This is a genomic window from Ottowia beijingensis (genome assembly GCF_013423955.1).
Classification (GTDB): domain Bacteria; phylum Pseudomonadota; class Gammaproteobacteria; order Burkholderiales; family Burkholderiaceae_C; genus Ottowia; species Ottowia beijingensis.
This window is the reverse complement of the sequence record NZ_JACCKX010000001.1, coordinates 695,110-707,055: the sequence shown is the minus strand read 5'-3', so window position 1 is coordinate 707,055 and position 11,946 is coordinate 695,110. Positions and strand designations below refer to the sequence as shown.

Below are 11,946 nucleotides of genomic sequence, written 5' to 3'. Positions count from 1 at the left end.
TATGACGTGCGCAAACAGCTATCAAATTAATTGCACGACGCCACGCGTGGACGCGGCGCCGTGGCGGTCACATGCCCGAATAGTTGGGCCCGCCGCCGCCCTCGGGCGTGACCCACACGATGTTCTGCGTCGGGTCCTTGATGTCGCAGGTCTTGCAGTGCACGCAGTTGGCGGCGTTGATCTGCAGGCGCTGCGCGCTGCCGCCCTTGGCCTCGTCGGGCACGAACTCGTACACGCCGGCGGGGCAGTAGCGCGCCTCCGGCCCGGCGAACTTGGCCAGGTTGATGTTGACCGGCACCGTCGGGTCTTTCAGCGTCAGGTGCGCGGGCTGGTTCTCCTCGTGGCTGGTGTTGCTGATGAACACGCTCGACAGCCGGTCGAAGGTCAGCTGGCCATCGGGCTTGGGGTAGGCAATGGGCTGGCACTCGGCCGCGGGCTTGAGCTGCACGTGGTCGGGCTCGGCGCGGTGCAGCGTCCACGGCGCGTGACCGCGGAACACCATCTGGTCGAGGCCGTTCATCAGCGTGCCGGTGGTCAGGCCCTTCTTGAACCAGTTCTTGAAGTTGCGGTCCTTGTGCAGCTCGGCGGCCAGCCAGCTGTGCTGGAAGGCGTCGGGGTAGGCGCTCAGCTCGTCGTGCTGGCGGCCGGCGGTCACGGCCTCGTAGGCCGCCTCGCCGGCCAGCGCGCCGGTCTTGATGGCCGCGTGGCTGCCCTTGATGCGGCTCACGTTCAGGAAGCCCGCATCGCAGCCCAGCAGCGCGCCGCCGGGGAACACCGTCTTGGGCAGCGCCAGCACGCCGCCAGCGGTGATGGCGCGCGCGCCGTAGCTCAGCCGCTTGGCGTTCACCTGGCCGTTGTCGTCGGTGAAGTACCACTTCACGCGCGGGTGTGTCTTCCAGCGCTGGAACTCCTCGAACGGGCTCATGTACGGGTTCTTGTAGTTCAACCCGATCACGTAGCCGCAATACACCTTGTTGTCCTCGGCGTGGTAGAGGAAGGCGCCGCCGTAGGTGTGCTCGTCCATCGGCCAGCCGGCGCTGTGCATCACGAAGCCGGGCGTGTGGCGGCTGGGGTCGATCTCCCACAGCTCCTTTATGCCGATGGCGTAGCTCTGCGGGTCACTGTCGGCGTCGAGCTTGAAGCGCTCGATCAGGCGGCGGCCCAGGTGCCCGCGCGAGCCTTCGGCGAACAGCGTGTATTTGCCCAGCAATTCCATGCCGAGCTGGAAGTTCTCGGTCGGCTGGCCGTCCTTGCCGATGCCCATGTTGCCGGTGGCCACGCCCTTCACGCTGCCGTCCTCGTTGTACAGCACCTCGGCGGCGGCAAAGCCGGGGAAGATCTCCACGCCCAGTTCCTCGGCCTGCTGCGCCAGCCAGCGCACCACGTTGCCCAGGCTGACGATGTAGTTGCCGTGGTTGTGCGCGAACGGCGGCAGGAACAGGTTGGGCACGCGCGTGCCGCCACCCCCTCGTGCAGGAACACGTAGGCGTCGTCGGTCACCAGCTGATTGAGCGGCGCGCCTTTTTCCTTCCAGTCGGGGATCAGTTCGGTCAGCGCCTTCGGGTCCATCACCGCGCCGGAGAGGATGTGCGCGCCGGGCTCGGAGCCTTTCTCCAGCACCACCACCGACACGTCCTGGCCTTTCTCGGCCGCCAGCTGCTTGATGCGGATGGCCGCCGACAGGCCGGCCGGGCCGGCGCCGACGATGACGACGTCGTACTCCATGGCTTCGCGGGGGCCGTACTGCTGGATGATTTCGTCGGGGGTCATGGGCGCCTCTCTCGTGCGTTTGAAATAATGGTCGATTGTCCGCGCGGGCATGCTGCGCGGCTTGTCGGGTGCGTGACTGATTTTATGCACGGGTCATGCATCATCCATGCCCCATTGCAGACGCGCATCCCAGAAGGAAAAAGCACATGACCTACAGCATTGATTTGTCCGGCCGCGTGGCCCTTGTCACTGGCGCCTCGGGCGGCCTGGGCGCGCAGTTTGCCCGCACGCTGGCCGCGGCCGGCGCCGGCGTGGTGCTGGCCAGCCGCCGCATGGAAAAGCTGAAGGACCTGCGCGCGCGCATCGAGGGCGAGGGCGGCGATGCACACGTGGTCGAGTGCGACGTGACCGACGTGCAATCCATCAAGGCCGCCGTGGCCCACGCCGAGACCGAGATGGGCTCCATCGACATCCTGGTCAACAACTCTGGCGTCAGCACCACCCATCGCATCCAGGACGTGGGCGAGGACGACTACGACTTCATCTTCGACACCAACGTGCGCGGCGCTTTCTTCATGGCGCAGGAAGTGGGCAAGCGCATGATCGCGCGGGCCAAGGGCGCGGCGCCGGGCAGCTTCACCGGCGGGCGCATCATCAACATCGCCAGCATGGCGGGGCTGAAGGTGCTGCCGCAGATCGGCGTGTATTGCATGAGCAAGGCCGCCGTCATCCAGATGACCAAGGCCATGGCGCTGGAGTGGGGCCGCTTCGGCATCAACGTCAACGCCATCTGCCCCGGCTACATCGACACCGAGATCAACCACCACCACTGGAGCACCGAGCAGGGCCAGAAGCTCATCGCCATGCTGCCGCGCAAGCGCGTGGGCGACCCCAAGGACCTGGACGCCGTGCTGATGATGCTGGCCAGCGACCAGAGCCACTTCGTGAACGGCGCGGTGATTGCGGCGGACGACGGCTTTGCCGTCTGATCTTTCCTGCGGCGCAGCGCTTCGGTTTTCTCCCTCTCCCGCTGGCGGGAGAGGGCCGGGGTGAGGGCGAGCCACCGCGGCGCCCGATGCGCTGACCCTCACCCCCACCCTCTCCCGCGCGCGGGCGATGGGGCCGGGCAGTGCTGACCGGCATCCTCGCCGGCCTGGCCGCCGGCGCGCTGTGGGGGCTGGTGTTCGTGGCGCCGCGCATGGTCAGCGGCTTCGCCGGCATCGACCTGACGGCCGGGCGTTTCGTGGTCTACGGCGCGGTGTCGGTGGCGGTGCTGGCCGTGTCGTGGCGGCGCGCGCGGCGGCCCACGCTGGCGCAGGCCTGGGGCGCGCTGTGGCTCAGCGTGCTGGGCTTCACGGGTTATTACTGGGTGCTGGTGCTGTCGATCCGCGATGCCGGCACCGAGATGCCGGCGCTCATCGTCGGCACCATTCCCATCTGGGTCATGCTGCTGGGCAAGCCGCATGGCCTGCGCTGGGCGGCCATGCTGCCGGGGCTGGCGCTCACGGCGGCGGGGCTGGTACTGATGTCGAATGCGGCCCTGTCCGGCGCGGAGCAAGCGCCGGCAGCTTCAGAAAGCATAGCGACCAGCAGCACCTACTGGCGCGGCATCGCGCTGTCGGTGCTGGCCATGGTGTGCTGGACGGTGTTCACCCTGCTCAACGCGCGCTGGCTGCGCCAGCACCCCGAGGTGGGCTCCACCGACTGGGCCAACTGGCTGGGCGTGGCCACCGGCCTGGGCGGGTTGCTGCTGGCCCTCACGCTCGGCACGCCGCTGCCGCAGCTCATGGCCAGCCCTGGCTGGCCGCTGTTCGCGCTGATCGCCGTGGCCATCGGCTTCGGCTCCAGCTGGCTGGCCACCATCCTGTGGAACCAGGCCAGCCGGCGCCTGCCGGCCAGCCTGTGCGGGCAGCTGATCGTGAGCGAGACGCTGTTCGCGCTGCTCTATTCCTTTCTGTGGGACGGCCGCTGGCCCACGCTGGCGCAGTGGGCGGCGGCGGCGCTGTTCACCGCCGGTATCCTTGCGTCCATCCGCGCCCATCGTTGAACCCCACCGCCTGAAAGCCGCCCATGCGCATCGACATTCCCGAGCAGAAGAAACTGGTCTACGAGATGACCATCCCCATCCGCTGGGGCGACATGGACGCCATGGGCCACATCAACAACACGGTGTACTTCCGCTACATGGAGACGGCGCGCATCGACTGGTTCACCTCGATGGGCTTCGTGGCCAACCCGGCGGGCGAGGGTCTGGTCATCGTCAACGCGTTCTGCAACTTCATCCGCCAGTTCGAGTACCCGGGCGACATCCTCATCAAGACCTACGTCAGCAACGCCGGCCGCACCTCGTTCGACAGCTGGTGCACCATGGAGCGCACCGACCAGCCCGGCGTGATCTGCTCCACCGGCGGCGCCACCACGGTGTGGGTCGACTTCCCCAACCAGAAGTCGGCCCCGCTGCCCGACTGGCTGCGCCAGGTGGTGGCGGATTGATCGGCGCCAGGTGGTGCCTTGCGTGCGCTTTCAGCGCTGCCAGGACATCATCGATCGGCACCAACCGGTGTGGCAGACGGTTTGTTTTTGCTTCGGTCTTGATAGCTGTTTGCGCCCTCTGGGCAAGAGGCTGCGGCTTGTTCAGGCGATGCGCTGAAGCGCCGCCACGATGTCGTCGGCGCCCTGTGGCCGCACCAGCTTCTCGACCTCCACGCCATCGCGCAGAAACACCAGCGTCGGCCACAGCTTGACGCCGAAGCTGCGCCCCAGCCGCCGGCCCGGACCGTCCTCGACCTTGACGTGCGGCACGTTGGCGCCGGCCTGCTCGAACGCGGCCTGCACATGCGGCTGCGCGCCGCCGCACCAGCCGCACCAGTTGGTGCCGAATTCCAGCACCAGCGGGCCGCGCGAGGCGTCCACGTCGGCGCGGGTCAGGGTTTCGGGGGTGAAGGTGGCGGTGTAGGGCATGGCACCGATCTTACGGAGCCGGCGCGGCGCGGTTGTCGGACAGCGGCGCAAGGCGCTGCCGCCGCCGGGCGCGTGCGGCGCCGCCGTCAGCCCGTCGCGCCCTCGAACATCATCACGCTCACCGCATCGCCCACGGCCACGTTGCCTTGCGCATGGCCGAGCACGATCAGCCCGTTCGCCTTCACCATGCCCGACAGCACGCCCGAGCCCTGGTTGCCGGTGGTGCGCACGCTCAGGCTGCCATCGGCGTGGCGCGTGACGATGCCGCGCTGGTATTCGGTGCGGCCGGGCTTCTTGCGCATTGGCTCTTCGCTGGCGGCGCGCAGCAGCACGGGGCTTTCAGGGCGCGCGCCCATCATGCGCAGCAGGGCCGGGCGCACGAAGGCGTAGAAGGTCACCATCACCGCCACCGGGTTGCCGGGCAGGCCGAACAGGATGGCATGGTTGCTATCGTCTGAATAGCTGTCGGCGCTTGCTGAATCTGCGCTGAAGGCCGATTTGGCCAATGAACCGCCCGCGATGCGCCCCACCGCCATGGGCCGCCCGGGCCGCATGGCGATGCGCCAGAAGGCCACATCGCCCAGCTTCCTCATCATGGCCTTGGTGTAGTCGGCCTCGCCCACGCTCACGCCGCCGCTGGTGATCACGGCATCGGCCTGCGCGGCGGCCTGGGTGAAGGCGGCTTCGAGCAGCGCCGGGTCGTCCTTCACCACGCCCAGGTCGATCACCTGCCCGCCCAGCCGCGTGAGCAGGCCGAACACGGTGTAGCGGTTGCTGTCGTACACAGCGCCTTCGCGCGGCGCTTCGCCGAACGACAGGATCTCGTCGCCGGTGGAGAAGTAGGCCACGCGCAGGCGGCGGAACACGGTCACCTCCGCCAGCCCCAGACTGGCCACCAGGCCTAGCGCGGCAGGCGCCAGGCGCTCGCCTTTTTGCAGCGCGGTCTGGCCGGCCATCAGGTCTTCGCCGAGCTTGCGGCGGTTGTCGCCGGGTTTCACCACGTCGGCGGGCACGGTGACCGTGTCGTCTTCGACGCGCGTGAACTCCTGCGGCACCACCGTATCCAGCCCCTCGGGCATCACGGCGCCGGTCATGATCTTCACGCACTCGCCGCGCACCACGCGGCCGCGCCAGGCGGGGCCGGCCAGGGCGGTGCCGACGATCTTCAGCGCCAGCGGCTGGCCCGGCACCAGTTGCGCGCCGTCGAAGGCAAAGCCGTCCATGGCCGAGTTGTCGTGCGGCGGCACGCTGATGGGCGAGACGATGTCCTCGGCCAGCACGCGGCCGAGGGCTTCGAACAAGGGCACGCGCTCGGTCTGGGTGACGGGTGCGACCAACTCGGCGAGGAAGGCGTTCACCGCATCGGCGGGCAGGGCCTGCGGGTCGTAGCCCTGCAGTTCGGCGGCGATCTGGGCGATCGTCTTCATGGCTGTATTTATGAACAAAAATGGGCTGTAGCGCTTGTGTAGTCAGCGCAGGCAACTATGTAAATCATAGCTGCTTGAGCATCAGCGCCTTGTCGTGGTACTGCTCACCGATCTTGATGGCGCGCGGCTGCAGCCCGTAGCGCACGAAGCCCGCGCCCTCGTACAGCTTGACGGCGGCAGCGTGGTCGGCGGTGACGCTCAGCACCACATGCTCCAGCCCCGGCAGCTTGCGCACCAGGGTGTCGAACTCTTTCAGCAGCGCCTTGCCGATGCCGCGTTGGCGCATCGCGGGCGCGATGATCATGCCCACCAGCTCGGCCTCGTGGCGCTTCTTCAGCCGCGCCTCGCGCTCGCACACCACGGCGCCCAGCATGGCGCCGCCGGCGTCGAAGGCGCCGAGGATGAAGTGGTCGTCGGGCGGCTGGCCCAGGCGCGTGGCGTAGGTGGCGGGCGGCAGCGCGCTGGCGGTGTCGAAGTCGCTGGTGAAGGCTTCCGGGTCGTGCTGCAGGCCGGTGTCGCGCAGCGCCTTGTAGGCGGGCAGGTCGGCGTGGGTCAGCAGGCGGATGGTGAGGTCGGCGGGCGGCATGGCGTGTCTCCTGGGCGTTATCGTGGGTGTTCGAGCGCGCGCAATTCGGCCAGCGTGTTGGCGTTGGCGAAGGCGCGCGGGTCGTCGCCGGGTTCGTTGAACGGCACCACGACCTGCTGGTGCTGCGCCGTCCAGGCGTCGATCTTGCGGCCGCCGCTCTGGGTGAAGCCCACCAGGCTCTCCAGCAGGCTGGTGCGCAGCAGGCAGAACACCGGTTGCGTGCGCAACTGACCATCTTCCTCGGGCGCCGCGGCCATGGCGATGTCGGCATCCTGCGCTTGCAGGGCATGCGCCAGGCGCTCGCAAAGCGATAGCGGAAAGTTCGGCACGTCGCACGGCAGCGTCAGCAGCAGCGGTGTCTCGCAGCGCTCCAGCCCGGTCAGAAAGCCAGCGAGCGGCCCGGCGAAATCGGGCAGCGAATCGGGCCACACCGGCGCGCCGAAGGCTTCGTAGGCGCCCAGGTTGCGGTTGGCGTTGATCATCACCTCGGCGGGCGGCAGCGTCTGCTGCTGCAGCCGCATCAGCGCGTGCAGCGCCAGCGGCGTGCCGTGGTAGTTCTGCAGGCCCTTGTCGACCCCGCCCATGCGGCTGCCGCGACCGCCGGCGAGCAGGAGGGCGGTGATGGCGTCGGAGGCGGGCAGGTCGGTGGAAGTCATGCGGGGTTATACCTGTTCGTGCGGTGCGATGAGCGCGTCGTCCAGCATGGCCTGCACGATGTCGGCTTGGCGCGCATCGCGCTGGCGCCGCGGGGCGGGGCGCGAGGGTTGCGTCGCCATCCAGCGTTTGAACTCGACGAAGGTGCGCGGCTCGACAGTGCGCATCAGCGCCATGGCGCCCGTGGTGGCCACCACCACCTGTTCGAACACCGGCGCGCTGGCCAGCACGGCGGCGCGCCGCGCCTGCACGGGCCACAGGTCGCCCTCGTCGTCGGAGAAGCGGAACGGGTGGGGGTCGTCGTCCTGCGGCTGGCGGCGCAGAAAGTCGACCTCGAAGCCGCGCGCATTGATCGCGGTTTCCAGCTGGTCTTCCTTGCGCTCGAAGCTCCGGTCGGCCCGGCGCAGCACGTCGAGCAGCGAGCTGTCCAGCCGCGCCATGTCGGCCAGAAAGCGCACGCGACGGCGCGCATCCCACAGCAGATCGACGTCCTGCGTGGCCAGCGCGCCGGGCGTGATGCGCACCCCGGCTGCGCTTTCATAGGCGTACAGCGCGTGCGTGCCCACCACCCGGAAGTGTTCGGCCAGACCGGCCTCGTGCAGGGCCTGCAGCAGCGCCACGACGATGGCGGGTACGCGCCCCACCTTGAGCGCCTTGTTCAGCCGCTCGGCTTCGCGCACCGCGTCGCGCAAGGATTTGTGGCGCGCCTCGATGCGGCTTTTCCGGGCGATGAAGCGGGCGTGGATGTCTTCCGTTTCGGCGGTTCGGGGGCCGATGCGCTGCTGGCGGTTGTCGGGGCTGGTGCGCACCAGGTATTCATATGGGCCCTGGCGTTTGAAGTACATGCCGCCAGCCACGCTGCGCGCCTCACCCTGTACGCGCTGGAATTCAGCGAAGACCGTGGCGCTGTCGATGCTTTGGCGCACGGCGGCATCGGGCAGGGCAATCCAGTCCATGGCAATCTCAATCAATTGGCCGTATAAATTTCAATTTTGAAAATTGTACGGCCAATGCCCCAGCAATCGAAAGGCCGCGGAGCAGGCCACACGGGAACGCCGCGCTCGGGGTTCCCCGAGCGCCAGCGTTGTCCCCCGGGGAAGGCGCCACAGGCGACTCAGGGGGAACGTTTATCCCCGATGTAACTCATCTCCACCCGCCGCACCGCCTGCTGCACGTCGGCCGGCAGGCTGGCGCGCAGTTCGCTGTAGCGGTCGCTGCGGCCTTGCCAGATGGCGGCGATGGCGGCATCGAGCTGTTCGTCTGTCGCGCCATCGCGCATCAGGGCGCGCAGGTCGTAGCCCTGGCCGGCGAACAGGCACAGGAACAGCTTGCCGTCCATCGACAGGCGGGCGCGGTTGCAGTCGCCGCAGAAAGCCTGCGTGACGCTGCTGATGAAGCCGACTTCGCCGAGCAGCGGGTCGTGCCGCCCATCGGCACCGGCATAACCCCAGCGCTCGGCGGTTTCGCCCGGCGCGCTGGCTTGCAGCGGCACCAGCGCGAATTCGGCTTGCAGCCGCTTGACGACTTCGGCCGATGGCAACACCTCGTCCATGCGCCAGCCGTTGGTGGCGCCCACGTCCATGTATTCGATGAAGCGCAGCGTGACGCCGGTGCCGCGAAAGTGCCGCGCCATGGGCAGGATCTGGTCGTCGTTGGTGCCGCGCTTGACGACCATGTTGACCTTCAGGGCGCCAGGGCGCCCGTCCGGGTACTGGCCCAAGCCCGCCGCGCGCGCCGCCTCGATGCCGGCCAGCACGTCGGCGACTGGAAAGTCCACGTCGTTCATGGCGCGGAAGGTGGCGTCATCCAAGCCATCCAGGCTGACCGTGACGCGATTCAGGCCGGCGCTTTTCAGCGCCTGCGCCTTGCGCGCGAGCAGCGACCCGTTGGTGGTCAGCGTGATGTCGAGCGGCTGGCCATCCGGTGTGCGCAGTGCGGCCAATTGCGCGATCAGCGTCTCCAGCCCCTTGCGCAGCAGCGGCTCGCCGCCCGTCAGGCGCAGCTTGTGCACGCCGTGGGCCACAAAGCGCGTGGCCAGACGCGTGGTTTCCTCGAACGACAGCAGCGCGCTGTGCGGCAGGTAGGCGTATTCGTTGTTGAACACGTCCTTGGGCATGCAGTAGCTGCAGCGGAAGTTGCAGCGGTCGGTGACGCTGATGCGCAGGTCGCGCAGCGGCCGCCCGCGCGTGTCGACCAGTGTGCCGGCCGGCGCGGGCGCGCCCGGCGCCGGCACCGCCAAGCCGACGGTGCGGTGATCAACCAAGGGAATGACGCGTTCGCCCATGCGGCAAATTATCCCAAAGCGCCTGAATCCGCCTTGCAGCAAGGCCATCGGGCCGCGCTACCATGGGCTGCATCGTCCGCCGCCAGCCACCGAAGGATTTCGCCATGCACCGCCTTGCCTTGTCACGCCGCCAGCTGTTGCAAGCGGGCGCCGCTGCGAGTGTGTTGACCGTGCCCTGGGCCCCCGCGCAGAAGGCCGCCGCGACGCCGTTGCCGGCGGTGGGCGCGCCCTATCCGCTGGCCGCCGTGCCGCTGCTGGGCGGCGGCCGCTTCGAGCCGGCGCAAGCCGAAGGCCGCGCGCTGGTGCTGTACTGGTGGGCCAGTTGGTGCCCGTTCTGCGCCCAGCAAAGCCCGGAGATGCAGAAGCTGTGGGCGGCTCAGAAAGACCGAGGCCTGCGCATGCTGGCGCTGTCCATCGACAAGAAGCCCGACGAAGCCGTGGCCTACCTGCAGAAAAAGGCTACACCTTCCCAGCCGCGTGGCTCGGCCCTGAACTGGCCGCGGCCTACCCCAAGCCCGAGGGCCTGCCCGTCACCGTGGTGCGCGGCAAGGACGGCCGCGTGGTGCAGGCCGAAAAGGGCCAGCTGTTTGCCGAGGACGTGGTGGACCTGGCGCGCTGGCTCTAGCTGGGCCGCAGTTTGCTTTTGACTTGATAGCTGCCAGCGCCCGTTGGACGGGCGCCGGATGGCTGTTTGACCTCTGAATCAGCTGCGGCGCGCGGGGCGCAGGCGGCGCAGCCCCATGGCGCCCAGCAGCAGGCCCATGGCCATCAGCGCGGCTTCGCCCAGCGTGGGCACCGGCGCCACTCGCGCGATGCCCGCCTGCAGGTTGGCGACGGCGTCGGCCAGCGCGGGCACGGCCTGGTCGTTGGTGACCGCGCCGGGCTGGCCCATCGACGCGCTGATGACGTTGTGGAAGGTGCCTGCCCCCGCCACGGCCACGGTCACCGTCGCCGTGCACGAGGCCCCGGCGCCAGGCTGGCGCCGGACAGCGAGAACGAATCCGCGCCGCCGGTGGCCGCAAGCGTGGCCCCGGCACAGGTGGTGCTGGCGGCCGGCGCGGCGGCCAGGGTCATGCCGGCGGGCAGGGTGTCGGTGAAGCCCAGGCCGGTGTAGATCGGCGTGGTGGGCGCCGGGGCGCATGTGGCCGCCGGGGCCGTCAGGGTCACGGTGAGCTGGCTGCTGCCGCCGGGCGCCACGGTGCTGGGGCTGAAGCCCTTGGTCACGGTCAGGCCCTGTTGCGTGCCCGCCAGGGGCGCGGTCACGGTCACGAAGTTGCCGCAGGCATCCACGGTATTGAAGTAGGTGCGGTACTGGCCGCCGCCCAGGGCCGTGACCTCGGGCAGGCTGAAGTTGCCGGCGTTGGGCAGGCCATCCACGGTGACGGCATTGCCGTCGGTGAACAGCGGTTGGGCGCTGCCCCAGGTGTCGCCGCCGTCCGTGCTTTCCATGTACCACAGCTGTTTGCTGCGTCGGGTCCAGGAGTTGTAGTTGTAAAGCGTGTAGTAGGTGCCCAGCACACCGCCCTGGTCGAGCGTGCGGCCGTAGTTGTGGATGTAGGACGAATTAGGGTCGCCCGGGCAGATGGCGAACGAGCACAGGCCGGTGCCGGCATAGGCGTTGGCGGCCTCCACCATCCCGGTTGGCCAGGTGGTGGGTGGCGAGCTGGTCGTGCTGGGCGTGAGCAGATACCGCCCAAAGGCCTGCGCGGTGTCTTGGCCGAGATAGAGGTGGTCGCCGACAATGCCGAACGGGCCGACGTGGTTGCCGCCCGGGCTGATCGGCAGCGGGCCGATCAGCGTTGGCGCGGTGTTGGCGATGTTGCTGCCGAGCAGCCACAGGCTGGTGTTGTATTTGAACTGGCCCTGGTTGGCGCCATTGGGGTGCCATATCATCAGGATCCAGTTGCCGCCGCCGTCGCGCGAGACGCGCAGGTAGTTGATCTGGGGCTGCACCGTGGCGCCATAGGCCGTCCACCAGTTGGCGGGCAGGGTGAGGTCGCCCCGAGGGTGGTGAAGTTGATCCCGTCTGACGAGGTGGCGTGGCGAACGCCCGTGAGATCGGGGTTGACATACCACATGTGGTACGTCCCGGCCTCGTAGACGATGGTGTTGAGCGCCTCATACCAGCTGGCCGATGCCAGCACCCGGGTGTCCAGCTTGACGGGCGTCGTCACGGTGGGGAACGGCGCGTTGGCCGCTTGCGCGCCCGCGCCCACCAGCGCGGCCAGTGCCAAAGTAGCGCCGGCAAGCGCCCCGCTCGGGCGCAAGCGACGGGGCAGGACGGGGGCAAGCGCGGCGGCGGTCGGTCGCATGGTGGTCAACTC

At 68.8% G+C, this 11,946-nt stretch carries 15 protein-coding genes; 4 read left to right on the top strand and 11 right to left on the bottom strand.

The window, feature by feature from the left end; translation table 11 throughout:
• Positions 1–67 precede the first annotated feature (67 nt).
• Positions 68–1,216, bottom strand: coding sequence for an electron transfer flavoprotein-ubiquinone oxidoreductase (locus H0I39_RS03590; RefSeq protein ID WP_373368329.1), 1,149 nt, complete (start codon positions 1,214–1,216; stop codon positions 68–70).
• A 68-nt stretch (positions 1,217–1,284) separates the two neighbouring features.
• Complete coding sequence (locus H0I39_RS23890) at positions 1,285–1,770, bottom strand: NAD(P)/FAD-dependent oxidoreductase (RefSeq protein ID WP_373368252.1); 486 nt, start codon at positions 1,768–1,770, stop codon at positions 1,285–1,287.
• A gap of 146 nt (positions 1,771–1,916) precedes the next feature.
• Here H0I39_RS23890 and H0I39_RS03585 point away from each other — a divergent pair, with 146 nt between their 5' ends.
• The 3 genes from H0I39_RS03585 (at position 1,917) to H0I39_RS03575 (ending at position 4,203) form a co-directional block, all read left to right on the top strand.
• The gene (locus tag H0I39_RS03585; protein WP_180549590.1) at positions 1,917–2,699 is read left to right on the top strand and encodes an SDR family oxidoreductase; all 783 of its coding nucleotides are present in this window, start codon (positions 1,917–1,919) and stop codon (positions 2,697–2,699) included.
• A gap of 140 nt (positions 2,700–2,839) precedes the next feature.
• Positions 2,840–3,757 carry a DMT family transporter gene (locus H0I39_RS03580; RefSeq protein ID WP_180549589.1) on the top strand — a complete coding sequence of 306 codons (918 nt, stop codon included), beginning with the start codon at positions 2,840–2,842 and terminating at the stop codon, positions 3,755–3,757.
• 23 nt (positions 3,758–3,780) lie between these two features.
• On the top strand, positions 3,781–4,203 hold the full coding sequence (locus H0I39_RS03575; protein ID WP_180549588.1) for an acyl-CoA thioesterase: 423 nt from the start codon (positions 3,781–3,783) through the stop codon (positions 4,201–4,203).
• A 141-nt stretch (positions 4,204–4,344) separates the two neighbouring features.
• Here the strand turns inward: H0I39_RS03575 and H0I39_RS03570 are convergent, their stop codons facing one another.
• The 6 genes from H0I39_RS03570 to moaA all read right to left on the bottom strand — a co-directional run bounded on the left by H0I39_RS03570 (position 4,345) and on the right by moaA (position 9,622).
• On the bottom strand, positions 4,345–4,671 hold the full coding sequence (locus H0I39_RS03570) for a thioredoxin family protein (protein WP_180549587.1): 327 nt from the start codon (positions 4,669–4,671) through the stop codon (positions 4,345–4,347).
• A gap of 86 nt (positions 4,672–4,757) precedes the next feature.
• Positions 4,758–6,098 carry a molybdopterin molybdotransferase MoeA gene (gene moeA / locus H0I39_RS03565; protein WP_180549586.1) on the bottom strand — a complete coding sequence of 447 codons (1,341 nt, stop codon included), beginning with the start codon at positions 6,096–6,098 and terminating at the stop codon, positions 4,758–4,760.
• Between the two features lie 64 nt (positions 6,099–6,162).
• Positions 6,163–6,684 (bottom strand): GNAT family N-acetyltransferase, encoded by a 522-nt coding sequence (locus H0I39_RS03560; protein ID WP_180549585.1) that lies wholly within the window; start codon positions 6,682–6,684, stop codon positions 6,163–6,165.
• Positions 6,685–6,701: 17 nt separating this feature from the next.
• A complete protein-coding gene (mobA, locus tag H0I39_RS03555) occupies positions 6,702–7,340 on the bottom strand; it encodes a molybdenum cofactor guanylyltransferase MobA (RefSeq protein ID WP_180549584.1) in 639 nt (212 codons plus the stop codon).
• Positions 7,341–7,346: 6 nt separating this feature from the next.
• Positions 7,347–8,294: a GSU2403 family nucleotidyltransferase fold protein gene (locus H0I39_RS03550; protein WP_180549583.1), complete on the bottom strand. Its 948-nt coding sequence runs from the start codon at positions 8,292–8,294 to the stop codon at positions 7,347–7,349.
• Positions 8,295–8,452: 158 nt separating this feature from the next.
• Complete coding sequence (moaA, locus tag H0I39_RS03545) at positions 8,453–9,622, bottom strand: GTP 3',8-cyclase MoaA (RefSeq protein WP_180549582.1); 1,170 nt, start codon at positions 9,620–9,622, stop codon at positions 8,453–8,455.
• Between the two features lie 104 nt (positions 9,623–9,726).
• Between moaA and H0I39_RS03540 the strand changes: the two genes are divergently transcribed.
• Positions 9,727–10,269 carry a TlpA family protein disulfide reductase gene (locus H0I39_RS03540; RefSeq protein WP_257645594.1) on the top strand — a complete coding sequence of 181 codons (543 nt, stop codon included), beginning with the start codon at positions 9,727–9,729 and terminating at the stop codon, positions 10,267–10,269.
• A gap of 56 nt (positions 10,270–10,325) precedes the next feature.
• Here the strand turns inward: H0I39_RS03540 and H0I39_RS03535 are convergent, their stop codons facing one another.
• Genes H0I39_RS03535 through H0I39_RS03525 form a run of 3 tightly spaced genes read right to left on the bottom strand, consistent with a single transcriptional unit; the run spans position 10,326 to position 11,856 of the window.
• Positions 10,326–10,568, bottom strand: coding sequence for an IPTL-CTERM sorting domain-containing protein (locus tag H0I39_RS03535; RefSeq protein ID WP_180549581.1), 243 nt, complete (start codon positions 10,566–10,568; stop codon positions 10,326–10,328).
• Positions 10,565–11,575, bottom strand: coding sequence for a DUF7933 domain-containing protein (locus H0I39_RS03530; protein WP_180549580.1), 1,011 nt, complete (start codon positions 11,573–11,575; stop codon positions 10,565–10,567). Before H0I39_RS03530 ends, H0I39_RS03535 begins: the two co-directional genes overlap by 4 nt.
• On the bottom strand, positions 11,515–11,856 hold the full coding sequence (locus H0I39_RS03525) for a hypothetical protein (RefSeq protein ID WP_180549579.1): 342 nt from the start codon (positions 11,854–11,856) through the stop codon (positions 11,515–11,517). Before H0I39_RS03525 ends, H0I39_RS03530 begins: the two co-directional genes overlap by 61 nt.
• Between the last annotated feature and the right edge of the window lie 90 nt (positions 11,857–11,946).